This window comes from Lactococcus cremoris subsp. cremoris NBRC 100676, from assembly GCF_001591705.1.
In the GTDB taxonomy this organism is placed as follows: domain Bacteria; phylum Bacillota; class Bacilli; order Lactobacillales; family Streptococcaceae; genus Lactococcus; species Lactococcus cremoris.
On the sequence record NZ_BCVK01000024.1, the window covers coordinates 1 to 24441 of the forward strand.

The 24441-nt window shown below is 35.7% G+C and carries 19 protein-coding genes, 3 pseudogenes and 1 riboswitch; of the genes and pseudogenes, 8 read left to right on the plus strand and 14 right to left on the minus strand.

What is annotated here, in order from left to right; genetic code table 11:
• Positions 1-120: 120 nt before the first annotated feature.
• From ribH to ribD, 4 genes and pseudogenes are all read right to left on the minus strand, one after another.
• Positions 121-584, minus strand: a pseudogene (gene ribH / locus LLA01S_RS05645) (6,7-dimethyl-8-ribityllumazine synthase).
• A gap of 26 nt (positions 585-610) precedes the next feature.
• Positions 611-1807: a bifunctional 3,4-dihydroxy-2-butanone-4-phosphate synthase/GTP cyclohydrolase II gene (locus LLA01S_RS05650; RefSeq protein ID WP_021165199.1), complete on the minus strand. Its 1197-nt coding sequence runs from the start codon at positions 1805-1807 to the stop codon at positions 611-613.
• 11 nt (positions 1808-1818) lie between these two features.
• Positions 1819-2466: a riboflavin synthase gene (ribE, locus tag LLA01S_RS05655; protein ID WP_021165198.1), complete on the minus strand. Its 648-nt coding sequence runs from the start codon at positions 2464-2466 to the stop codon at positions 1819-1821.
• A pseudogene (gene ribD, locus LLA01S_RS05660) lies at positions 2466-3553 on the minus strand (bifunctional diaminohydroxyphosphoribosylaminopyrimidine deaminase/5-amino-6-(5-phosphoribosylamino)uracil reductase RibD). The gene ribE and the pseudogene ribD overlap by 1 nt, the downstream one beginning before the upstream one ends.
• A gap of 178 nt (positions 3554-3731) precedes the next feature.
• Positions 3732-3848, minus strand: a riboswitch (FMN riboswitch).
• 196 nt (positions 3849-4044) lie between these two features.
• Between ribD and LLA01S_RS05665 the strand changes: the two are divergent.
• Positions 4045-4950: a magnesium transporter CorA family protein gene (locus LLA01S_RS05665; RefSeq protein WP_061777969.1), complete on the plus strand. Its 906-nt coding sequence runs from the start codon at positions 4045-4047 to the stop codon at positions 4948-4950.
• Between the two features lie 25 nt (positions 4951-4975).
• Here LLA01S_RS05665 and parC read toward each other — a convergent pair whose 3' ends face one another.
• The 5 genes from parC to parE all read right to left on the minus strand — a co-directional run bounded on the left by parC (position 4976) and on the right by parE (position 11572).
• A complete protein-coding gene (gene parC / locus LLA01S_RS05670) occupies positions 4976-7450 on the minus strand; it encodes a DNA topoisomerase IV subunit A (RefSeq protein WP_011675994.1) in 2475 nt (824 codons plus the stop codon).
• Positions 7451-7722: 272 nt separating this feature from the next.
• Complete coding sequence (locus tag LLA01S_RS05675; protein ID WP_014572756.1) at positions 7723-8172, minus strand: GNAT family N-acetyltransferase; 450 nt, start codon at positions 8170-8172, stop codon at positions 7723-7725.
• The gene (locus tag LLA01S_RS05680; protein ID WP_011675992.1) at positions 8169-9002 is read right to left on the minus strand and encodes a 3'-5' exonuclease; all 834 of its coding nucleotides are present in this window, start codon (positions 9000-9002) and stop codon (positions 8169-8171) included. Before LLA01S_RS05680 ends, LLA01S_RS05675 begins: the two co-directional genes overlap by 4 nt.
• Complete coding sequence (locus LLA01S_RS05685; protein ID WP_015082341.1) at positions 8995-9531, minus strand: cysteine hydrolase family protein; 537 nt, start codon at positions 9529-9531, stop codon at positions 8995-8997. Before LLA01S_RS05685 ends, LLA01S_RS05680 begins: the two co-directional genes overlap by 8 nt.
• A gap of 106 nt (positions 9532-9637) precedes the next feature.
• The gene (gene parE / locus LLA01S_RS05690) at positions 9638-11572 is read right to left on the minus strand and encodes a DNA topoisomerase IV subunit B (protein WP_061777970.1); all 1935 of its coding nucleotides are present in this window, start codon (positions 11570-11572) and stop codon (positions 9638-9640) included.
• 278 nt (positions 11573-11850) lie between these two features.
• On the opposite strand from parE, the gene plsY reads away from it, so the two are divergent.
• The 5 genes from plsY to nrdF all read left to right on the plus strand — a co-directional run bounded on the left by plsY (position 11851) and on the right by nrdF (position 16994).
• Positions 11851-12492: a glycerol-3-phosphate 1-O-acyltransferase PlsY gene (gene plsY, locus LLA01S_RS05695; protein WP_011675988.1), complete on the plus strand. Its 642-nt coding sequence runs from the start codon at positions 11851-11853 to the stop codon at positions 12490-12492.
• Between the two features lie 172 nt (positions 12493-12664).
• Positions 12665-12883 (plus strand): redoxin NrdH, encoded by a 219-nt coding sequence (locus tag LLA01S_RS05700; RefSeq protein ID WP_011675987.1) that lies wholly within the window; start codon positions 12665-12667, stop codon positions 12881-12883.
• Position 12884: 1 nt separating this feature from the next.
• On the plus strand, positions 12885-13307 hold the full coding sequence (gene nrdI / locus LLA01S_RS05705; RefSeq protein WP_011675986.1) for a class Ib ribonucleoside-diphosphate reductase assembly flavoprotein NrdI: 423 nt from the start codon (positions 12885-12887) through the stop codon (positions 13305-13307).
• A gap of 136 nt (positions 13308-13443) precedes the next feature.
• A complete protein-coding gene (nrdE, locus tag LLA01S_RS05710) occupies positions 13444-15612 on the plus strand; it encodes a class 1b ribonucleoside-diphosphate reductase subunit alpha (RefSeq protein ID WP_061777971.1) in 2169 nt (722 codons plus the stop codon).
• Between the two features lie 404 nt (positions 15613-16016).
• The gene (gene nrdF / locus LLA01S_RS05715) at positions 16017-16994 is read left to right on the plus strand and encodes a class 1b ribonucleoside-diphosphate reductase subunit beta (RefSeq protein WP_011675984.1); all 978 of its coding nucleotides are present in this window, start codon (positions 16017-16019) and stop codon (positions 16992-16994) included.
• Positions 16995-17103: 109 nt separating this feature from the next.
• Here nrdF and ftsX read toward each other — a convergent pair whose 3' ends face one another.
• From ftsX to prfB, 3 genes are all read right to left on the minus strand, one after another.
• Positions 17104-18039, minus strand: coding sequence for a permease-like cell division protein FtsX (ftsX, locus tag LLA01S_RS05720; protein ID WP_021165191.1), 936 nt, complete (start codon positions 18037-18039; stop codon positions 17104-17106).
• Positions 18032-18724 (minus strand): cell division ATP-binding protein FtsE, encoded by a 693-nt coding sequence (gene ftsE, locus LLA01S_RS05725; protein ID WP_011675982.1) that lies wholly within the window; start codon positions 18722-18724, stop codon positions 18032-18034. The genes ftsX and ftsE overlap by 8 nt, the downstream gene beginning before the upstream one ends.
• Positions 18725-19053: 329 nt before the next feature.
• Positions 19054-20151 (minus strand): peptide chain release factor 2, encoded by a 1098-nt coding sequence (prfB, locus tag LLA01S_RS05730; protein ID WP_021165190.1) that lies wholly within the window; start codon positions 20149-20151, stop codon positions 19054-19056.
• 137 nt (positions 20152-20288) lie between these two features.
• On the opposite strand from prfB, the gene LLA01S_RS05735 reads away from it, so the two are divergent.
• Both LLA01S_RS05735 and ntdP read left to right on the plus strand, forming a co-directional pair.
• Entirely contained in the window at positions 20289-21194 is a 906-nt protein-coding gene (locus tag LLA01S_RS05735) for a metallophosphoesterase (protein ID WP_014572762.1), read from the plus strand.
• A 163-nt stretch (positions 21195-21357) separates the two neighbouring features.
• Positions 21358-21888 carry a nucleoside tri-diphosphate phosphatase gene (ntdP, locus tag LLA01S_RS05740; protein WP_003130958.1) on the plus strand — a complete coding sequence of 177 codons (531 nt, stop codon included), beginning with the start codon at positions 21358-21360 and terminating at the stop codon, positions 21886-21888.
• Positions 21889-21902: 14 nt separating this feature from the next.
• Here ntdP and LLA01S_RS05745 read toward each other — a convergent pair whose 3' ends face one another.
• Together LLA01S_RS05745 and LLA01S_RS05750 are read right to left on the minus strand one after the other, a co-directional pair.
• Positions 21903-22706: a formate/nitrite transporter family protein gene (locus tag LLA01S_RS05745; RefSeq protein WP_021165188.1), complete on the minus strand. Its 804-nt coding sequence runs from the start codon at positions 22704-22706 to the stop codon at positions 21903-21905.
• 154 nt (positions 22707-22860) lie between these two features.
• A pseudogene (locus tag LLA01S_RS05750) lies at positions 22861-24363 on the minus strand (ABC transporter permease).
• Between the last annotated feature and the right edge of the window lie 78 nt (positions 24364-24441).

Consider the following 24441-nt stretch of genomic DNA (forward strand, 5'->3'; position numbering starts at 1 on the left):
TATAATAAGTATTAATAAAAAATAAAAGGAGAGCCAATATAGAGCTTTCCTTTTATTTTTTATTAATTGATTTTCTTTGTAGAGCTCTTTAATTTTTTCTGGTTTCAAATTTTAAACAACTTAAGATATTTTAGCCATCAAATCAACCATCTCAATCGCACCAACTGCTACCTCAAATCCTTTATTTCCTGCTTTTGTTCCTGAACGTTCAATCGCTTGTTCAATATTCTCTGTCGTCAGTACTCCAAACATAACAGGGATATTTGAATTCAGTGAAACATGGGCAATCCCTTTAGAAACCTCGCTACAAACAAAATCATAATGTGAAGTAGAACCTCGAATCACCGTACCTAAGCAGATAATGGCATCATATTTATCTGAACTTGCCATTTTTGCGCAATAAGCGGAATTTCAAATGCTCCTGGCACCCAAGCAATATCAATTTGTTCTTCTTGAACACCATGTCTTTTGAGAGCATCTAAGGCCCCTGCTAAGAGTTTTGCGTTGATGAATTCGTTAAAACGTGCAACTACAATTCCATATTTGGCATTTCCTGTTGTTAAATTTCCCTCAAAGACTGTCATTTTTCTATCCATGCTTTCTTTTTATTTTAATCGAACAAATGTCCCATTTTATTTTGCTTTACTTTTAAATAATCCTGATCAAATTCATTTTCTTTAATTTGAATTGGAACTCTTTCTTTAACTGGTAGCCCATATTTTGAAAAATCATTGATTTTTTGTGGGTTATTAGTCATTAATCTTAAAGACTTCACACCAAGTGTTTTCAGAATTTGAGCACCTATGGAGTATTCACGCGCATCTTCTTCAAAACCTAGGGCTAAATTTGCTTCAATTGTATCAAGCCCCTCATCTTGAAGTGAATAAGCACGAAGTTTGTTGATTAAACCGATTCCTCGCCCTTCTTGCCGAAGATATAATAAAACCCCTCGTCCCTCGGCATTTATCTGTGTTAGAGCTTGTTCTAATTGTTCACCACAATCACATTTCATTGAGCCAAAAGCATCTCCAGTCAAACATTCCGAATGAACTCGGCAAAGCACTGCTTCTCCCTCTCCAATGTCCCCCTTAACTAGGGCGACATGATGCTCACCATTTATTTTATTGACAAATCCAAAGATTTCAAAATAACCATATTTTGTTGGAAGTTTCGCTCTGGTAACTTGCTCAACCAGTTGTTCATTTTGTTTTCGATATTCTTGTATGGCCTTGATTGTGATAAAATTCAAGTCCCATTCTTTTGCTTTTTCTTGAAGTTCTTCTGTGCGCATCATGCTACCATCTTCGGCCATTATTTCAACACAAACTCCCACTTCCTTTAGACCAGCAAGTCGTAACAAATCAACTGTTGCTTCTGTGTGTCCATTGCGTTCTAAGACTCCATTTTTCTTTGCAATCAGAGGAAAGACATGACCAGGTCTTCGAAAATCTTCGACTGAACTTTCTTCATCAGCAAGTTTTCTAATAGTCAGCGAACGGTCAAAGGCTGATACCCCTGTACTTGTCTCTACATGATCGACAGAAACAGTAAAAGCTGTCCCGTGGTTGTCTGTATTTCTCTCCGTCATTGCTGACAAATGCAGACTCTTAGCATATTTTTCACTCATCGGACTACAAATTAATCCCTTTGCCTGACTGGCCATGAAGTTTATCTTTTCTGGACTAATCATTTCGGCTGCACAAATCAAATCTCCTTCATTTTCTCTATTCTCGTCATCAGTGACAATGATCATTTCGCCTGCTTTAAGGGCTGTTAAGGCTTCTTCTACTGTATTATATTGAAACATTTTATCTCCTCTTAAAATCCATAATCAATTATTTTATCCTTTGTCAGCAAGGAAGACCCTGTAAAAGAATCTTTCCCAGTAAGTAATTTTTCGATATATTTACCCAATATATCGTTCTCCAAATTAACTTTATCTCCAACCTTCTTTGCAGACAATATGGTCTCTTTGATAGTATGAGGAATTATTGACACACTAAAAGATTTTGAAGTCACATGAGCCACCGTAAGACTGATGCCATCAATCGTAATAGAGCCTTTTTCAACAACATATTTCATTAAGTCTACAGTTGTTTGAACTTCAAACCAAACCGCATTTTCTTCCTTCTTGATTGATAAAATCTTTCCTGTACCATCAATATGCCCTGAAACAATATGTCCGCCAAATCGACCATTTAGAGCCACTGCTCGCTCTAAATTAACTTTACTTCCTACTGTTAATTCCCCTAAATTTGAACGCTTGAAACTCTCTGGCATAACATCTCCTGTAAATTCTTTATGATTAAATGCGGAAACAGTCAAACAGAGACCATTTGTTGAGATAGAATCCCCAAGTTTTAAATCTTCTAAGATACTGGAAGCTCGAATGCTTAATTTAGACGACTTATCTCTCTTTTGAATTTGAGTTACTTCTCCTACTTCCTCAATAATTCCTGTAAACATTAAATGAGCTCACTTTCTAATAATATATCTTCTCCTAAATAGACCACTTTCGGTCGGTCTAGTAAATAGGCTTGATTGGGATGCTCTACTCCTTGTCCATCAACAGGACTTGGAGCTTCTTTCCCACCAAATATTTTAGGCGCAATATAGGCCTGAACTTTTTGAACAATTCCTGCTTTTAATGCTGAGGCGTTGAGTCTTGCTCCCCCTTCTAAAATAAGACTATCAATTTCTCTTTCTCCTAACTTAGTGATTAAATCTTTCAAATCCAAATGTTCAGATATGGAAGAAACTAGTAAAATCTCGCAACCGGCTTCAATAAAAGCTTGATGTTTTTGAATGTTTTCATTTGAGGTAGCAATGATTGTTGGAATTTCAAATGCAGTAGAAACAATCTTAGACGTAAGAGGGGTTCGAAGTTGAGTATCACAAATAATTCTAATTGGATTTATCCCATTTTTTATTCTGGCAGTTAATTGTGGGTCATCTTTCAGAAGTGTTTCAACACCAATCATGATTGCCATGAAACGTGAACGGTCTTCATGTACCTTTTGTCTTGCTTTTTCACCTGTAATCCATTTGGATTGACCTTTATAAGTCGCAATTTTTCCATCAAGAGTCATCGCATACTTCATCATGACGTAGGGGGTTCTTTGAGTGACGTAATGAAAAAAATCTTATTTAAGTCTTTGCACTCTTTTTCTAGAACTTTTAATGAAACATCAATTCCAGCTTTTTTCATTGCTTCAATTCCCTTACCGGCTACTAAAGGATTTGGGTCTAGACTCCCAATGACTACACGCTTCACTTTATTTTTGATGATTGCTTCAAAACAAGGCGGTTGCTTGCCTTGGTGGGCACAAGGTTCTAAGGTCACATAAATGGTTGACCCCTCCGGTGATTCTATACAAGATTTAAATGCATTGATTTCCGCATGTGCTTCTCCATATTTCTCATGATAACCTTGACCAATAATTTGACCATCATTGACAATAATCGCTCCTACTTGAGGATTTGGATTAACGTTTCCCCCTCCTTTTCGAGCCAGTAGGATTGCTAAATTCATAAAATGCTCATCATTTTCCATCCATTTATCCTTTCTAAAAAAAATAAGCCCCAAAATAATATTTCAAGGGCTTAGGATAATTTTCTATTTTATTCAAGCAAAAAAATAGCTCAAAAAAACCAAAAATGGAGTGAATTAGATAGATTCACTCCAGAGTTTAAGGCTAAATAGAAATAATACTATCATGAGTATTATGGGTTTTTATCTTCTTTCATCCAGACTATACTGTCGGCCTCGGAGTTTCACCGAATCATGCTGCTAGCAGCTCGCGGGCTATACCGCTGGTAGGGAATTTCACCCTGCCCTGAAGATTTATTAAATTGTAGCTAAAGTATAGCATTTAATTTTAAAGATTGTCAAGATATAAAAACGTATTCTTTAAAATAATTATTTTGAAGGTCCTATCAAAAGTCTAATGATATTTTTATTTATCAAATAATATTATATTTATATATTTGCTCAAAAATTACAATTTTGCTAAAATGGCTCTATTAGAACAATAGGATAATATCATGCAAGAAATAAAAATAAATGATCAGCTCACTTGGCTTTCTTTTAATGTTGAGGATCTTAGAAATACTTCTGAGCTTGCTACTTATGGCATTGACCTAGAAACACTTCAATATGCCGAAGATAAAAACGAACGTCCCCATACAGAATTTATTCCTGACAGCCAAGACTTTGTGCTTATTTTTAATAGTTTAGATTTACTCAAGTCAGAAGCTCATTACAAGACAGTTCCCGTTACCTTTGTAGCTCAAAAAAATCGATTAATTACACTCTATCATCCAGAAAATGAATACTTAATTAATCAAATAAAAAGTTATTGTTTACAAAATAGGCCACAAACGGTCTATCAACTTCTTTTTATCAGTTTATTTTTAATTTCCGAGGCTTTCTTTCCTTATTTGGAAAAAATTGATAAGTCTAAAGAAGAAATTAATCAAAAATTGCGTGAAAAAACAACCAAGAAAAATTTGCTCGCACTTTCTGATATTGAAACAGGAATGCTCTACATTGTGTCTAGTGCCAATCAAAATACTTTACTACTTGAGCAGCTTAAAACTAAAAGTATTTACAGACAGTTCAATGAAACTGAAAAAGAACAGCTTGAAGATGCGATAATCGAAGCCCAACAGCTTGCAAGTATGACTCAGCTCAATGCACAAATTCTTGAACAGTTGGCCGGAACTTATAATAATGTCCTTAATAATAATCTAAATGATAATATGACGACCTTAACTATCGTATCAGTTCTTTTAGCTGGTTTGGCCGTCATTACTGGTTTTTTTGGAATGAATATTCCGCTTCCGCTCACTCATCAAAAAGATGCTTGGGTCTGGATTATTGGCGCCTGTATCATTCTTTGGCTACTATATGCTGCCCTCTTTCGTTATATTATTGGTCGAAGACAATAAAAAAATTCAGCAAAAGCTGATTTTTTTATTTTATTTTTACGCTTGCAATTTTTTCAAGATCATCAGCAATTGGATGTCCATTACTTGTTCGATCTGATAATGATAAATCGCACAAATTAATATCATATTTCTTGCCAGTCTCACTGATTACTTCTAATACTTGTTCATCAGTTTCTTTTGTCGCTGGTGCTTTAGCTTGACTGAACAAATCTAATTCTTCGGTCAATGCTGATAAATCAGCAGTTGAATTGATTAAACCAGCCGCAAATACGGTATGGTTATTTGTCTTCAATGTCCGTAAAACTTGAAGACCTCGATTTGCTCGTGATGTGGCTGGAATATCCTCTGTTTTAACTCGTTTAATAAATGCCCGTTGAGTCAACAGATACCAACTATTTGAGTTGACAAAGAAAGCTGCTTTTATCTTATCATCATTTTTAAGATTCATTGCCTTCACACCTGCTGCTCTAGCACCCAAGACTGGGACATCATCCAGATTAAAGCGAAGGGCATAGCCATTTTCAGAAATAATCATGAGGTCAGTAAATTGAACAGGACTAATGAGTACAATTTCATCATCATTTCCTTTAAGTTTAGCATAAGGAGTTGACTTCGAGCGGTAAGTTCGCCATGGTGAAAAACTTTCACGTTCAATTTGTTTAATTTGTCCATTTCGTGTAACCACGACTAGATTTTCACCTGCAAATGCATCAACAATTTGAACATAAATTACTTTTTCATCAGATGAAAAATTAGAAAGACTTTGTGACAAATGTTCTCCAATATCCTTCCAGCGAACGTCAGAAAGTTCATGAATTGGACGGTAAATCACATTACCAAGATTTGTGAAAATCAAGAGATGTTGTGTTGTTTTAGCGTTAGCATAGTAAAGAAGTTCGTCATCATCACGTTTCCCGATTTCTTCAAGTGCTGATGAAGCAAATGACCGAGGTGATGTTCGTTTGATATAACCTGAACGAGTTACTGAAACGACAGTATCTTCAGCGACAATCAATTCACTGGCTTCTATCTCAATGGTTTGTACTTCATCTTGAAGTTCACTACGGCGTGGTTTGGCAAATTTTTTCTTCACTTCACGCAGTTCGCGCTTCATTAAATTAAACAAGGTACGTTCATCATTAATAATCGCTTTAAGTTCAAGAATTTTTTGCTCTAATTCAGCTTGTTCATTTTGCAAAGTGACAATGTCAGTATTGGTCAAACGATAAAGTTGCAAAGTGACAATAGCTTCGGCTTGTTCTTCGGTAAATCCAAATGAAACTTTGATATTTTCTTTGGCATCTGCTTTATTTTCTGAAGCACGAATCGTTGCCACCACTTCATCTAAAATAGAAACCATGCGAATCAGACCTTCAACAATATGAAGTCTTTTTTCCGCTTTATTTAGGTCAAATTGCGAGCGTTTGATAATGACATCTTCGCGGTGTTTAACGTAAGAACGGAGCATTTGTAAGACACCAGTTTGAACAGGTGTCATGTTGTCAATTGCGACCATGTTAAAGTTATAATTTACTTGTAAATCAGTATTTTTGAACAAGTAATTCAAAACAAGCTGACTATCTGCTTCTTTCTTTAATTCAATTGCAATCCGCAATCCTTCGCGGTCAGATTCATCACGAACTTCAGCAATACCTGGCACTTTAGCATTGACACGAACATCGTCAATTTTCTTGACTAAGTTTGCTTTATTTAATTCAAAAGGAATTTCAGTAACAATAAGTTGCTCACGGCCGCCTTTCATTGGTTCAATATCAACTTTTGAACGAACAACGATGCGCCCTTTTCCTTTTTCATAAGCTTTTCTGATTTCACCTTTCCCTTGAATGATTCCGCCAGTAGGAAAATCGGGTCCAGGTAAAAATTCCATGATTTTTTCTACATCAGCTTTAGGGTGGTCAATCATATGAATGGTTGCATCAATGACTTCGCCAAGATTATGGGGTGGAATATCTGTGGCATAACCGGCTGATATCCCGGTTGAACCATTGACTAAAAGATTTGGAAAAGCAGCTGGTAAAACGGTTGGTTCTTTCTCTGTATCATCAAAGTTCCAAGCCTGACTTACGGTATCTTTCTCAATATCTGATAACAGGTATCCAGAAATTTCTGAAAGACGAGCTTCGGTATAACGCATTGCGGCAGGTGGATCACCATCCATCGAACCGTTATTCCCGTGCATTTCAATTAAAGGTTCGCCCATTTTCCAGTCTTGACTCATCCGAATCATCGCTTCATAAATTGAGCTATCACCGTGTGGGTGAAAATTACCCATGACGTTCCCGACCGATTTGGCTGACTTACGGTAGGACTTATCAAAGGTATTTCCGTCTTTGTTCATCGAATAAAGAATTCGACGCTGTACGGGTTTTAAACCATCACGGATGTCGGGTAGCGCCCGCTCCTGAATGATATATTTTGAATATCGACCAAATCGGTCGCCCATTATATCTTCTAATGGTAAGGTTTGAATGTTTGACATATTTCAACTTTCTTTTTAGAAAATTTCTTTAATTTTTATACTAATTCTTTTATTAACTTATAATAAGAATGATTTTTACTGACAGTTCTTCTAGTCTATCAGACTAGAATATAAAATCACTTTTCCTATTCTACCACAAAATTAAAACGAAAAAAACTGACACATTATTTATTGGGCAAAATCGATAAGATTGTTTATCTCTTGAAAAACTACTGACAGCTTAATTTGAAGTGAAAAAATTACTGACAAAGCTGTCAGTAAATTTTTTCATCTTAGAAGTTCAATATCATATTTACATGTTTAATATCATCTTCATAAAAGGGTTCTGAATTTTCAACAAAGCCAAATGAAGCATAAAAATCTCGTAAATAATATTGGGCCTCGATAGTCACTGCTGCTTCCCCATTTTCTTTGAGAACTTCCAAAGCCTTATCAATAAGACCACGTCCAAGATTTTGTCCACGAAATTCAGGATTAACAAGGACACGACCAATCGAAGCCTCATTAAATGAAATCCCTTGTGGAAGAAGACGACAAAGGGCCATCAACTCTCCTTTGTCATTTTCTAACCAAAGATGTTGCGCCACTTGGTCTTTACCGTCAAGTTCTTGGTAAGGACAATTTTGCTCCACAACAAAGACAGCCGTACGCAAACTCAAAAGTTGATACATCTCATCTGTTGTTAATTGATTAAAGTTTTTTAATTTCCAAATTGCTGTCATTTCTCTTCCTCCATAATCGTGACGAAATTGGCTTTTTGCATTTCTTTTAGAAAATCAGAATGAATTTTCACTTTTTCTGAATTATGTAAACGAATTTTTAGACTTGAACCTGTAGAATATTCTCGTTCAACCGAAATTCCTAGGACTTCAAACCGTTCCCATTTTCGTTCCAAATTTTGCTGATAGTAGACCAAAGCCTTGGTAATGGGTAAGTTTAACTTTCGACGAATGCTGTCAGTAATTTCATCAGAACTGTCACCAAATAAATCTAACTGACCAAGTTCGTCAGCAACTTCTGATTCTACTGATCGCTCAACTTCTTCAATTTTTTGTAAATATTGATAGAGTTTAGCTGTAATTAGACAGTCATTAAGGGCATCATGCGAACGTAAATCATTCATTTCCAGTAAATCTTTGAAATTTTCCAAAGCATAAGAGGACATGGTCAGAAGTTTTTTACTTTCTGCTAAAGTATCATAGACACGAAAAGCTTCAACATCGGTGATGGCGCAATCAATAATCGCTTGATAGAGGAATGAAATATCAAAAGGTGCGTTATGTGCCACTAATAAATGACCTTTGATAAAATCTAAAAAATCGGGTAAGATTTCTTCAATCGTTGGTTGATTTAACAAATCCGCTGGTTTTATCCCAGTCAATTGGGTAATTTCTGTCGAAACATAAGAACGTTGGTTTTTTACTAATTGATTGAATCTGGCAAGTTCTTGATTATTTTCATCATATTTTACCGCACCAATTTGAATAATTTCATTTTTTTGTGCAGAAAATCCTGTGGTTTCAAAGTCAAATACGACATATTTCTCAGACATTTTTATTTAGTTCCTCAATAATTTCTTTTGTTTTAATTACTTTCCCAAATTTAGGAATTTCTGTCAGCGTTTTCTGGAAGTTTTTTAACTTTCTGTCAGCGCAAGCATCTTCGATAATGAAAGACTCAAAAGCAGATTCAGCTCCATCCTTGGCTGTTTTGACGACACCATTACTCAACGAAACCCCAGTAACATAGATTTTACTGACAGAAAGTTTTTTTAGCTCATCAGCTAAGCCATAGTCTGATTGTTTAAATGCTGATGGGCCAAATTTTACCAACTTATGCAGTCTTGAATTATTATCTAATTCATCTTGTAGAATCATGCGAGAAAAAGCTTCTTTAGCGGATTTCCAAAGTATTTTTGGCTCAACTGTCACTAAATAAACCGGCTGATTTGCTTGGTCAAAAGCGGCAATCAGCGCTCGATTGTTCTCAATGATTTTATCCCAACCATAAGGTTCAGCTTTTTTTGCTAATTTCTTAATGAATGCTTGTAAATCAATAATAATTAATGCTGAATTTTGCATTGCTTATCTTTTCGTTATAAGAAAGTCTTTTAGATTTTCTTTCATTTTATCACAAATTAAAGCAAAAAACCTCGAAAAATCGAGGTAATTATTTGAATAAAATTGTTTAGAAAGCTGTATCTTCTTCCATCGTAAATTTCACATTATTTTCAATCCATTTACGACGTGGTTCAACTTTATCACCCATCAGCACGGAAACACGCTTTTCTGCTTGCGCTGCATCATCAATTGTTACTTGAATCAGTGTCCGAGTTTCTGGGTCCATCGTTGTTTCCCAAAGTTGGTCAGCGTTCATTTCCCCCAGTCCTTTATAACGTTGAAGATTTGCATTTTTACCAAACTGCTTACGAAGTTCTGCTAGCTCGCCATCTGTCCAAGCGTACCCTATCTTCTCTTTTTTTCCTTTTCCTTCACTCATTTTATAAAGTGGAGGAAGCGCAATATAAACATGTCCAGCTTCTACAAGAGGTTTCATATAGCGATAGAAGAAAGTCAATAAAAGTGTTTGAATGTGTGCCCCATCAGTATCCGCATCGGTCATGATAATCACTTTATCATAATTACGGTCAGCCAAAGTAAAATCTGCACCAACACCAGCACCAATAGTGTAAATCATGGTATTGATTTCCTCATTTTTGAGAATATCTTGCATTTTTGCTTTTTCGGTATTAATTACTTTCCCACGTAAAGGCAAAATAGCTTGAAATTTTCGGTCTCGTCCTTGTTTGGCAGAGCCGCCCGCTGAATCCCCTTCGACCAAATAAAGTTCATTTTTATTTGGATTTTTTGTTTGGGCAGGTGTTAATTTCCCTGACAAAAGACCCTTATCTTTTTTAGATTTTTTACCATTTCGAGAATCTTCGCGTGCTTTACGAGCTGCTTCACGTGCTTCACGCGCTTTGATTGCTTTACGAATCAGGTTTTGAGCCAATTCACCATTTTCCATCAAATAAAAACTTAATTTTTCAGAAACGAGGCTGTCCACCACTGGACGAGCCAAAGGTGAACCCAATTTATCTTTGGTTTGTCCTTCAAATTGGAGATGTTCCTCTGGAATTAATACAGATAAAACTGCCGTTAAACCTTCACGATAATCAGACCCTTCCAGATTTTTATCTTTATCTTTAAGCAAATTGACTTTACGAGCATATTCGTTCATTGCCTTAGTGATAGCTGTTTTTAAACCTGCTTCGTGCGTTCCGCCATCTTTAGTCCGAACATTATTAACAAACGAAAGAATATTTTCTGAATAGCCATCATTATACTGGAGGGCAACTTCAACTTCAAAACCATCTTGCTTTCCTTCAAAATAAAGAACTGGAGTTAAGCTATCTTTATCTTCATTCAGGTAGGCTACAAAATCCTGAACTCCATTTTCATAATGAAATTCTTCTTTTTCATCCGTACGTTTATCTTCAAGACTAATCGTTACTTCTTTCAAAAGAAAGGCCGATTCATTTAAACGCTCAGAGATGATGTTATATTTAAATTCAGTTGTTGAAAAAATAGTAGAATCGGGCATGAAAGTCACTTTTGTCCCCGTTTTTGATTTCGGAGCTTTCCCTATTTTTTCCAAAGTAGTTGCTGGATGTCCTCCATTTTCAAAACGTTGGCGATAAACAGTCCCATCACGAGTGATTTCAACTTCTAACCAAGTAGAAAGAGCATTTACCACCGAAGATCCTACACCATGCAATCCACCAGAAGTTTTATATCCCCCTTGACCAAATTTACCACCAGCATGAAGAATAGTGAAAATAACCTCAACAGTTGGAATTCCCATCGCGTGTTTTCCGACAGGCATTCCGCGCCCTTCATCTTCTACAGATAAAGAACCATCAGCATTAATGGTCACTGTAATTTTATTCCCAAAACCAGATAAGGCCTCATCGACTGCATTATCTACAATTTCCCAAACCAAATGGTGCAAACCTGTTCCATCAGTTGATCCGATATACATCCCTGGGCGCTTTCTGACCGCGTCCAAACCTTCAAGGACCTGAATTGCACTGTCATCGTAATTATTAATATCTATTACCATCTATTTTCCTCTCATCGAAAGCCCATATCTTTTATCAGCAAGATCATCACTCGCTTTGTTCGCAATTTACTGACAAAAAATATTCATCTTGATTATTGTACCTTGTTCAGAACGCTTTGTCAAAGGACTGCTGAGAATTTCAAAAGCTAATCGTAAGATATTTGCTTCAATTAAGCCAATAAGTTTCAATATTGTCAGTAATCTTTAATAAAAATATGGTATAATTGTACAGTTAAAAGAGATTATCGATTTTAAACGAAATAAACTTCGGAGAACTTATGCTTATTATTATTCTTCTTCTCATTGCCAGCTATCTTTTAGGGGCAATTCCTTTTGGACTATGGATTGGCAAGATTTTTTTCAAAAAAAATCTTCATGATTATGGTTCAGGAAATACTGGAACGACCAATACTTTTCGTATTCTTGGTGTAAAGGCTGGGATTGCGGTCTTTATTTTTGACTTGCTTAAAGGAACTTTAGCAACTCTTCTTCCACTTATCTTCCATATTAATGGAGTCTCTCCTTTAATTTTTGGATTGTTGGCTGTCATTGGTCATACCTTATCTATTTTCGACCATTTTAAAGGTGGGAAAGCTGTGGCTACTTCTGCTGGTGTCGTCCTTGGATTTAGTCCATTCTTTCTTCTTTATCTTCTCGTTATTTTCATTCTTGTTCTCTGGCTCTTTAGTATGATTAGCCTCTCAAGTGTTGTCGCCGCAATTTTTGCTCTGCTTGGAATTCTTATTTTCCCTAGCTTTGGATTTATTCTCACTTCCTATGATCTTTTATTCTCGATTATTATTTTTGCTTTGGCAATTATTATCATTTTTCGACATAAAACAAACCTCAAAAGAATCAAAAATCATTGTGAATCCCTTGTCCCCTTTGGTTTAAACTTATCGGGACAAAAAGAAAAATAGCACAATATATTGTGTTTTTTTCTTTTTTTTACATAATTTAACACTATATCTAGTATCTTTAATTTGACTAGATATTTTTTTTACGCTAAAATAAGACTATAAAAACTCGAGAAAAAGTCAAGGACTTTTTACTCCCGTCTAAAAATATATTGGCCCCAAAAGGAGATTTAAAATGGTTACAGTTTATTCTAAAAACAATTGTATGCAATGCAAAATGGTCAAAAAATGGCTTTCTGAACACGAAATTGCATTTAACGAAATCAATATTGATGAACAGCCTGAATTTGTCGAAAAAGTAATTGAAATGGGTTTTCGAGCTGCTCCTGTAATCACAAAAGATGATTTCGCCTTTTCTGGTTTCCGTCCTTCTGAATTAGCAAAGTTGGCTTAATATGAAACTTGCTTATTTCAGTGTGACTGGACAAACGCGTCGTTTTGTTTCTAAAACAGACTTGCCGAATGTCGAAATTACACCTGACGATGATTTAGAGATGGACGAGCCTTTCCTTTTGATAACTCCCTCTTATGCTGAAGAATCACCAACCGTTTCTAAATCAATAGACGTTATGGACCCGGTTTTTGACTTTATGGCTTATAATGATAATTATAAACATTGTCGTGGAATTATCGGCACTGGAAATCGTAATTTTGCTGGCATCTATATTTTTACCGCTAAAGAAGTTTCAGCAAAATATCAAATTCCACTTTTATATGATTTTGAGTTTAATGGTACGCCAGCTGATGTTGCTGCCGTTGAAAAACTCGCTGCACAGCTTGATCAAGGAGCGAAAGTCACCTTTAAAAATCCGCTGTGATTTTTTATGGCTTCACCCTACTTGAGTGAAGCTTCTTTATTTTAACTTTTATTTTATAATAACAAGTTTGAACTTATCATACATTTCAGATTCACTTATTTTTAAAAGTAAGTGAATACTTTATAAAAGGAGTATTATGTCTCTAAAACAACTTAAAGATGTAACTTATTTCAAGCTCAATAACGAGATTAACATCCCCGTGAATGGTAGCATTCCTCTTGCCAAAGATAAAGAAGCAATTACCGCTTTTTTCAAAGAGAATGTTGAACCTAATCGTTATGAAGCTGACACTTATATCGATAAACTTAATTGGTTAGTTAAAGAAGAATACCTAGAAGCTGAATTTCTAGAAAAATATAAGCCAGAATTTATCACAAATCTTCGTAAAGAATTGAGTAAATTTGAATTTCATTTTGATTCATTTATGGCTGCTTATAAATTTTATAATCAATATGCCATGAAAAACAATGACGGTTCACTCTATCTTGAAGATTTTGAAGACCGTGTGTTAATGAATGCTTTATACATGGCTGACGGTGATGAAAAATTAGCTAATAATCTTGCTTTTGCAATGATTAATCGTCGTTATCAACCGGCTACTCCAACTTTCTTAAATGCTGGACGTAAACGTCGTGGTGAATTCGTTTCTTGTTTTCTTTTACAATTGACTGATGATATGAATTCAATTGGACGGACGATTAATTCTGCCTTACAACTTTCTAAAAATGGTGGTGGTGTTGGTCTTAATTTAACTAATCTGCGTGCTGCTGGTGCACCAATCAAAGGATATGATGGAGTTGCCGCTGGTGTTGTGCCTGTCATGAAACTTTTTGAAGATGCTTTTTCTTATGCCAATCAATTGGGGCAACGACAAGGTGCTGGTGTAGTTTATTTATCACTTTTCCATCCAGATATCATGGAATTTTTATCAACTAAAAAAGAAAATGCGGACGAAAAAATCCGTGTTAAAACACTCTCACTTGGTGTTACTGTTCCTGATAAATTCTACGAATTGGTTAAAAAAGGCGAAACAATGTATCTTTTTGAACCTTACTTCGTTGAAAAATATTATGGTAAACCTTTTGCCGAAGTCGATATTACAGCTGAATACGACAAGATGGTGGCTAACCCAGAAATTCGTAAAACACCAATTAATGCCCGTGAGCTTGAACAAGAACTTTCAAAACTTCAACAAGAATCTGGTTATCCTTATATCGTGAATGTCGATACGGTCAATCAAGCTAATCCTGTTGATGGGGTGATTTCAATGTCAAACCTTTGTTCTGAAATCCTTCAAGTTCAAACACCTTCTGTTTTGAATGATGACCAAACTTATAAAGTCGTTGGAACTGACGTTGCTTGTAACTTAGGTTCAACTAATGTCTTAAATATGATGACTTCTAGTGATGAATTTGGAACTTCTGTTGAATCAATGGTTCGTGCTTTAACTTTCATTTCTGAAACTTCAAACTTGGATACTGTTCCAACTGTTCGTAAAGGAAACGATGAAATGCATGCCATTGGGCTTGGAGCAATGGGCTTGCATTCTTTCTTAGCTCAAAATCAAATTCATTATGATAGTAAAGAAGCCGTTGAATTCACAAGTGTCTATTTCATGTTGTTGAATTACTACACTTTGGTGGCTTCAAATAAATTGGCTGTTGAAAAAGGGGCTAGCTTCAAGAATTTTGAAAAATCGGCCTATGATGATGGTTCTTATTTTGATAAATACTTGACTCATGATTATTTTGCAGCTGTTTCTCCTAAAGTTCAAGAACTTTTCAAAGGAATTGCCGTTCCAACAATCGCTGATTGGACTGAATTACGCGATACTGTAAAAACTTCTGGTCTTTATAATTCTTATCGTATGGCTGTAGCTCCAAATGGTTCTATTTCTTATATCAATGACTGCTCTTCTTCTATCCACCCAATCGTCAATCGGATTGAAGAACGCCAAGAAAAGAAAGTTGGGAAAATTTATTATCCAGCTGCTGGACTTGCCACTGAAACAATTCCTTACTACAAATCAGCTTATGATACTGATATGCGCTCGGTCATTGATGTTTATGCGGCTGCTACAGAACACGTTGACCAAGGATTGTCACTCACATTATTTATGCGTTCAACTTTACCAGAAGGTTTGTATGAATGGAAAGTTGCAAATAATAAAATGACCACACGTGATTTGTCTATTTTGCGTAACTATGCTTACAAAAAAGGAATTAAAACAATTTATTACATTCGTACATTTACTGATGACCAAGAGGAAGTCGGTGCTAACCAATGTGAAAGTTGTGTCATTTAATAAAACATAAACAATGATGCTAAAGCACCTATTGTTTATGCGAAAGCCGCTAGAGCGAACTTTCTATTTTCTTACTTGTTTTCATTCATTGAAGTATCGTCAATGAATGGAAACGACGTAAACAAGATAAACAATAATGCTAAAGAATCTAGTGTTTATACGAAGGCCGCTAGAGCGGACTTTCTACTTTCTTACTTGTTTCATTTTTCCGAAAAATCGTCGGTCAAAGTGCGACGTATAACTATCAACATGACCTAGGGTCTAAAATAATTTACTGACGCCAAACTTTTGATAAATTATCGAAAGTTTTTGGTGTCATGAGCTAGCTATTTTTACTGACGACATTGTCAGTGATAAAAAATTTACTGACAGTAATTGTCGGTAGCTAAAAAGAGAGAAATAATATGTCTGAAACTGAAAATCTTACTGTCCCCACTTATTATAGTGCGATTGACTGGAATTCTATTGAAGATTCAATCGATAAATACACTTGGGAGAAATTAACTAGCCAATTCTGGTTGGATACACGTGTTCCTGTCTCTAATGACTTGGACGATTGGCGTAAATTGCCACAGCTTGAGCGTGATACTTTTGCTAAAGCCTTCGCTGGATTGACTCTCCTTGATACTTTACAATCAGTAGATGGAGCTGAAGTCCTCAAACATGATGCGAGAACTCCTCAAGAAATTGCTTGTTTCAATAATATCCAATTTATGGAGTCAGTCCATGCTAAATCTTATTCTACAATTTTCTCAACTTTAAATACTAAAAAGGAAATTGAAGAACTCTTTAACTGGGTGGATACCAATGTCTATATGCAGACAAAGGCTGAAATCATCAATAAGATTTATGAATCTGGCACCGCTCTTCAAAAGAAAGTGGCTTCTGTATTTCTTGAAACTTGCCTCTTCTATTCAGGATTCTATACACCTTTACTTTATCTTGGAAATAATAAGATGATTAACTCAGCAGAAATTATCAAGTTGATTATTCGTGATGAATCTGTACACGGTACTTATATTGGTTATAAATTCCAGCTTGGTTTTAATGAATTATCTGAAGATGAGCAAAGTGAATTCCGTGATTGGATGTATGAGCTCCTCTACAAACTCTACGAAAATGAAGAAAACTACTCTCATTTACTTTATGATAAAGTGGGTTGGACTGATGAAGTCTTAACTTTCTTACGCTATAATGCTAATAAGGCCTTAATGAATCTCGGACAAGACCCACTTTTCCCTGATACTGCAGCCGATGTCAATCCTGTTGTCATGAACGGAATTTCAACTTCTTCATCAAACCATGACTTCTTCTCACAAGTTGGTAATTCTTACCTCCTTGGTGAAGTGGAAGCAATGTCTGACGAAGATTATGACATTTAATTAAATAAATTTTAAAGTCTGTCAGTAATTAAGTTTATAACTTAATTACTGACAGACTTTTTATTTGAACAAAAAAAGAGAAGATTTATCTTCTCTTTCATTGTTATTATTAAATTTTAAGGAAACGACGCATTGATAAGAGGGCCCCGAATGAACCAATCAAAATACCAATTATAGCCATCAATCCAACAATGGCTGGAATGAACTCGCTAGTCTCATACATCGAAAGTTTTTGTGATTGAAGACTTGGTGTCAGACTAACAAAAGCAAGACGATAAGCCCAAGCAACGATAAGACTTGGAATAATTGAACCTAAAAGTCCAACCCAAGCTCCCTCTAAGAAGAATGGCCAACGAATATAACCATTTTTAGCCCCAACCAGACGCATGATTTGAATCTCACGTTGTCTTGATAGGATAGTGATTCGAATGGTGTTAGAGATCAAGAAGACCGCGACAAAGATTAATAAAATCGCTGCTGCAGTTCCCCAAGTTTGAACTCCTCGTGCAATTTGGAAAAGTTTTGCGGTATTGGCACCACCATAAGTTGCTTTTTCAATTCCTGAAAGTTTGGAAATTTTAGAAGTAACTGCTTTTACATTAATTGGCTTGTCAGCTTCAACGATATAAGCATCGTAAAGTGGATTTGCATCCCCTTTAAAAAGGTTCCAGTTATTTCCTAAGGCCTTAGTCAATTCTTGTAATTGAGCTTCTTTACTTGAAAAAGTTACTGTTTTTACATTAGGAATTTCTTTGATTGAATCATAAATCTTAAGATGGTCAGGATTATTAATTATTTTTTTATTGTTTTTTGGATCTTGAATCTTCACTTCCTGGTCATGGACGTCTAATTTCATATAGGCAACAATCCGGACATTGTTTTCAATTCCCTTAGTCAATCTTTGAGTGTTCAGGATAATTGAAAGGAAAAGTCCAACTAAAACCAAGGTAATTGTTACTGATGAAACAGCAGCAACTGTCATCCAACCATTACGTTTTAAGTTTTTGAGCGATTCCAAAATATGTTTGAAGAAATTTCTAATCATCGTAGCCGTAAACTCCTTCCTCTTGGTCGCGGACAATTCGTCCGTTTTCAATAGCGATAACACGATGTTTTAAGGTGTTAACAATTTGGCTATTATGGGTCGCCATCAAAATAGTCGTCCCTTGAAGATTAATTTTTTCAAGCAAATTCATGATTTCCCAAGAATTTTCAGGGTCTAAGTTCCCTGTCGGTTCATCGGCAATCAATACTTTTGGTGCATTAGCAATCGAGCGGGCGATTGCCACACGTTGCTGTTCCCCACCTGAAAGTTCATTTGGAAATGAACGAATCTTGTGTTTCAATCCAACGAGGTCAAGCACTTCATTGACCCGTTTTTTGATTTCGCGCGGACTTTTACCAATAACTTCCATGGCATAGGCAATGTTTTCATAAACTGTTTTCTTTGATAAGAGTTTATAGTCTTGGAAAACCACACCTACAGAACGACGTAACAACGGAACGTCTCGACGTCTTAATTTAGATAAATCATATTGCGCAACTGTTCCAGAACCACGGTCAATCTTTAATTCACGATAAAGTAGTTTGATAAAGGTCGATTTCCCAGCTCCTGATGGTCCAACGATATAGGTAAATTCTCCCGCTTCAATTTCGAGCGAGATATTACGCAAAGCCGTTGTTCCATTAGAATATTTCTTGGAAACGTTGCTTAGTTTTATAATACTCATAGTACCTTTCCTGTGTTAGATTTGACTGACAATTACTAACGAATGAGTCAGCAACTTATTAGTAAAATCCATATTTTAATCACTATGGATGCTTTTAAGAGGATTTTATCAAAAAACAAGAAAACGGGCACAGCACTGTACCTTTTTTATTTCTCGATAAGACTTCTCTTCCATTCTACTGACAGTAATAAATAAATTTCCCTCAGCAGAACTACTAATAATTATATCAAAATAAAAGTGCTTTAGGTAGCACTTTTATTTTATAATCTTTTCATTAATAACTTTAATGTTTCGTAATTATTTCAACAACTCCAAGAACCAGCTTAATTTTAGAGGTTCCAACGAAGGTAAGCATTGATAAATCCGTCTATTTCACCGTCCATAACGTTTGAAATTTGTCCTGTTTCATAACCAGTCCGTGTGTCTTTGACTAACTGATATGGCATGAAAACATAAGAACGAATTTGACTTCCCCAAGAGATTTCTGATTGGTCTCCTCGAAGTTCATCAACTTCTGCTTGCTTTTTATCCATTTCTAATTGATAGAGTTTTGACTTCAACATAGCCATGGCCTTGTCACGGTTACCATATTGTGTTCTATCCATTGTTGATTGGACAACAATCCCTGTTGGAACGTGAGTCAAGCGAACCCCTGTGGATACTTTATTGACATTTTGTCCACCTGCTCCTCCAGAACGGAAGGTATCCATTTTCACATCAGCATCACGAACTTCAACTTCAATTGAATCATCCAGTTCTGGCATCACGTCTACTGAAGTAAATGAAGTATGACGACGATTAGCAGAATCAAATGGCGATATGCGAACTAAACGATGAACTCCTTTTTCGCCGCGCAAAAAACCATAAGCATTTCGCCCAACAAAACGAATGGCTACTGATTTAAGTCCAGCAACATCTCCATCTTGATAGTCCAAAATTTCTACTTTAAAGCCATGCGCTTCACCCCAGCGGGTATACATCCGCATGAGCATTGAGCCCCAGTCCTGCGACTCTGTTCCACCAGAACCTGGATGGATTTCAAGTACCGCATTCATGTGGTCATAGGGTTGATTAAGCATGATTTCGAGTTCGTAAGATTCAATTTTTTGACCAAGAGCTGTGGTCATCTCTTCTAATTCGACTTGCATGTCTTCATCAGCTTCTTCCTGAAGCATTTCAAGCATGGTTTGAGCTTCTTCAAGCATGTTATTCATGGCTTGATAATTGTCGTATTTTGCTTTTAAAGCATTTGATTCGTCAATTACTTTTTGAGCCGCTGCTTGATCATTCCAAAATTCAGGCTGCGCCATATCATTTTCTAATAAAGCAATTTCTTCTTCCAAACGGTTAAGATCTAAGGAGTCACGAAAGCCATTAATCTTCTCGCTATACCCTTCAAGTAAATTTCTAATTTCTGATAATTCCATAGTTGCATTATACCATATTCACCGCCTATAAGCCTAACCTAAGCTATTCAATAGAAAATGGACTTAAACTTTTTTATAATAGGAATCTCAAAAATTATATATTAGATAGAATTACTGACACATGCTATAATTTGACTATGACTAAAAAAAGACGATTGGCTATAATTTCAGATTTTCATTTGGACAGTAATCACTTTTCTATAGAGGAAATTGAACTTTTTATATCCCTTCTAAATGATTTACAAATTACAGATTTACATTTTGCTGGAGATATTTCTAATGATTTACATAATATCTCTGAACCTTTTTTTCATCAATTAGAATCACTGACAGATTTATCAGTCACTTTTAGCCTTGGAAATCATGATATGGTTGAACTTTCTGAGGAAGAAATCTCTGTCAGTAATTTTAAAGTGAAAACTTTTGCATCGACCGCCTTTGTCAGTTTTCATGGTTGGTACGACTATTCCTTTATGAAAGAAAAAGCCGATTTTCAAAAAATTATCGCTTTTAAAAATTCCTTTTATTTTGACCGAAAAATCCATCGCCAATTTGATGATATCAAGACGACAGCTATCGAATTAGAGAAACTAGAAACTTTACTGACAGAATTGTCAGCAAAGCCAGAGATTGAGAGAATTATTGTCAGCACACATTTTGTCCCTCATCAGCAATTTATCATTAATACCCGCTATGAAAAATTTGCTCGCTTTAATGCTTATTTGGGCTCTCAGCATTTCCATGAACTTTTTTGCCACTTTCCAAAAGTTACGGACGTCATTTTTGGACATCTTCATCAAAGACGAACTCCCCTTAAGATTGATAACATTCTTTACCATGCGAGACCTCTTGGATATCCTTACGAATGGCAAATGGTCAATGAATTTTTAGCCAAATATCCACAATATCAGATTGCTGAAAATTGGCATTTGAGAAAACGTTATAATGCGCTTCGTAAAAGTTCCGATTGGCAAGCATTTCGAAGAGAAAACTTGATGAAGGAATTTCAATCGTCTTTGACAATTTTTGACTTAGACGACTAATATTAGCCATCAGTATAAAAACTCACTTTTACTACATAAAAATTAAAAATCCGAACATTTATTAGCAATTTATTGTCTAAACTAAACATTTTTACTGTAAATTTCATTTAAAAAATGGTATATTAATAGATGATAACTTTGAATTGAGAAAGAGAGAATAGCCTTGAAAATTCCGAAAGAAGGCGACTTCATCACGATTCAAAGCTATAAACATGATGGGAATCTACATCGCACTTGGCGCGATACCATGGTTCTAAAAACAAATGAAAATTCAATTATTGGAGTAAATGATCACACTTTAGTGACGGAATCTGACGATCGCCGTTGGGTCACGCGCGAACCTGCTATTGTTTACTTCCACAAAAAGTTTTGGTTTAACATCATTGCTATGATTCGTGAGGAAGGCGTTAGCTACTACTGCAATCTAGCGAGCCCCTTCGTCCTCGATAACGAAGCGCTGAAATATATTGATTACGACCTTGACGTGAAAGTCTTCAAAGATGGAGAAAAGAAATTACTCGATGTTGAAGAATATGAGCGCCACCGACGCAAAATGCACTATCCAAAAGAAATTGATCATATTCTAAAAGAAAATGTCAAAATTCTTGTTGACTGGATTAACAATGAAAAAGGGCCTTTTTCTAAAGAATACGTTGAAATTTGGTACAATCGTTATCATCAGTTAAAAAAATAGTTACTGACTTTTTGTCAGTAACTTTTTTCTTTATTTTTTAGTTCTTCTTGTTCCCTTGCTTGTCTTCGATAGCCTAAACTATAAAATCCAGCAACAAATATTGACCCTCCAAAGAGATTACCAAGATAAACAAATAGAAAATTATGAGCAAAATCGAGCCAGCTTGCTCCATTTTCAAAAATTGCCGCTGGAATGACAAAGGCATTAGCTATACTATGCTGAAAACCAATCGCAACGAAAGCCATAACCGGAAACCAAACTGCTAATACTTTTCCAGCAGCATTTTTAGCCCCATAACACATCCACATTGCCAGACCAACAAACCAATTACATCCGATTCCTGAGAGAAATTCTTGGGACCAACTAGCATTTATTTTCGATTGTGCTAAACTAAGAAGCTCCGTTTTGTAAGCTCCAATACCTGTCAATCCGACAAGATGTCCAAAAACAAAAGCGACAAAAATAGCACCAAGGACATTAAATACAGTAATGATTAACCAATTTTTTAGTAATTCACTCAAAGTCACTTTTTTAGCAAAAAATGAAGTCGAAACAGCGGTCATGTTTGAAGTAATCAGCTCGCCACCACCCAATAAGATAACGATTAGCCCAATTGGAAAAACACTCGCTCCAATCAAACTTGCAAGACTTCCTAGTTCGTCAGCTAACGAAGCTATCGCCCGAATATAAAGCAAGTAGCCAAAAGAAATCATTGCCCCACCAATAAAACCAAGAACGGCTTTTTCTAAAAAAGGACGTTTTATTTTTTCCTGACCGTGGTGAATGGTCGCAGTTAAAATTTCTGCCGGATTCATCATGTAATTTTTCTCCTGAAAGCGTATTTATAAAATAACTCATTCATTCTATCATAAATTATATTAGAATGCTAAAAAATACTGTATTTCTGGGTTTAGACAACATTTTGTTGCTCATTTTACAAAAAAAGCTATCTTGCTTAGATAGCTTTTAAATTTATCCTGTAATTAAGTCACGTCTTTCATAAGCTTTATAGCCAATCAGAATTAATACAAGAGCTAATATTAATATCAAGCTGACTGTTGGAAGATTCATTTTCTCCACTGGTAATTTGGGAATCTGACTGTAAATGCTCAAATTCTCCAACCATTTTGGCAGATTCAATAATTTTCCAAGATAAGTCATAAAGAGTAAGAAGCCTAGATAAACCCAAATCACATCAGCGAACCGAGGAACAAGACCCATTAGCAAGCTAAGGATAGCAAGGACAAAGATGACTGCAACAAGCCAAATCATCCCAGATTTCATAATTTCTGTAAAAGAAAGAACATTCTCATTTCCCAATTGTTCAATAAATATCCCTCAAAGAGCCAAAAATTGTGCAACTATAACTGAAAAAATAGCTGTCAGCACATATGTGAAATAGACCTTTGCTCTTGAAAGTGGCAAAGCATAGAGTGCCTCTAAGCGATTTCTTCTTTCCTCACCCACCATTTTTATCAGTAATACCACTCCAAAGGCCGCAACTAATATCGATAAAATAGAGAATAAAGTAACCATGAAGTTTCCTCTAATCGCCGAGGCCGCGGTTTCATTTCCCACAAAAATTTCTTTAACTGTTTTATTATTAGAAATAAATTGGTCCATTTGACCAAACATCGAACCATAAACCAGACCTAGCACAAAACTTCCAATAAGCCAGCCAAGAATCATCTTTTTTTCAAGACTTAAAATAAGACCAGGAAAACCAAATAAAGCTTTTTTACCTTGCGCTCTTCCTTGTCCCTCAGGCAAATAACCAGCTCCCACATCCCTTTTAAGCTCTAAAAAGTAAGAAATGACCAATAAAATCAAGGATAAACTAAATGTCAAAATGATACTGGTCCAATTTTCATGTCCTTTGACATACGGAAAGGCCAGATAAACCCATGATAGTGGATTAAACCATCCCAAAGAAAGATTGGTTGCATCTGTCCCCATTCGAATGATATAAAGCAATCCAAACAAACCAAAGGTCACCCCTTTAGTTGTACTCGCATCAGAGAAAACTTGCCCTAAAAGTAAGGCAAACATTCCCCAAAGTAGTCCTTGGGCGCTTGTGGTGAAAGCAAAGAGTAAATTACTTCCCAAATCATTTAAGCCTGTTACATTTTGCGCTTGAATGGAAAAGGCGAGTAGAATAGCCATTAGTAGATGTAAGAAAATAAGTTCAATTACTAGGGCCGTCGTGTTTGCTAATTTTCCGATAGAATAAGAACGAAAAAGCTCAGTAATTCCATCATCTTCTTCTTTTCTACTTCGATTGACAACATAAATAATCGAAATAATAGCAAAGGTGATACCTGTAATCAAAGTCATCGTTTGACCAAAAATAGGACCTAAACTATAATTTGCTGGACTATTTACAGGTGTGGGGCCAAATAAGCCAATCATTGCTGGATTTTTGACAAACATTGTATAAAGACTATTTGCCGTAGCTGGATTTGAGGTGACTTCCATTTTCCAGCCCCTGAAGCTGCAAATGCAAGCATTCCCAAAATCCAAAAAAGTAATTTTAGCCAATCTCTTTTGAGTAAG